This is a genomic window from Mesorhizobium sp. M0898 (assembly GCF_040319695.1).
GTDB lineage: Bacteria > Pseudomonadota > Alphaproteobacteria > Rhizobiales > Rhizobiaceae > Mesorhizobium.
This window is the reverse complement of record NZ_JAMYOE010000165.1, coordinates 1-557: the sequence shown is the minus strand read 5'-3', so window position 1 is coordinate 557 and position 557 is coordinate 1. Positions and strand designations below refer to the sequence as shown.

At 65.9% G+C, this 557-nt stretch carries 1 protein-coding gene; it reads left to right on the top strand.

Features of this window, described 5'->3' with window-relative positions:
- The coding region (locus NKH90_RS34750) for a condensation domain-containing protein (RefSeq protein WP_352823857.1) at nucleotides 1-557 on the top strand (557 nt) is incomplete at both ends.

Below are 557 nucleotides of genomic sequence, written 5' to 3'. Positions count from 1 at the left end.
CAGGAGCATCAGGACCTGCCGTTCGAGCAGGTCGTCGAGATCGTGCAGCCGCCACGGCATCTTGATCACACGCCGCTGTTCCAGGTGATGTTGGCCTGGCAGAACAACGCCGTCGGGTCATTGGACCTGCCGGGGCTGAGTGTGGAAGCTGCCGGGGAGGGGTATGATCAGGTCAAGTTCGATCTGGAGCTGAGCCTTTGCGAGCGTGGCGAGGAGATCGCCGGAACGTTTGGTTATGCCACGGCGCTGTTCGATCAGGCGACGATCGAGCGGCAGCGTGGTTATCTGCTGGCGCTGCTGCGGGCGATGGCTGCCGATGCAGGCCAGCCGGTCGGCCGCATTGACATCCTGCCGGCCGCCGAGCGCACCTATCTGCTGGAGGCGTTGAACCGGACGGCGGCGGCCTATCCGTCGCAGCGGTGCATCCACGAGCTGTTCGAGGCGCAGGTGCGAAATGCGCCGGAGGCGGTGGCGGTGGTCCATGAGGACGAGCGCCTGAGCTATGGCGAGCTCAACGCGCGGGCCAACCGGCTGGCGCATCATCTGATCGGGCTCGG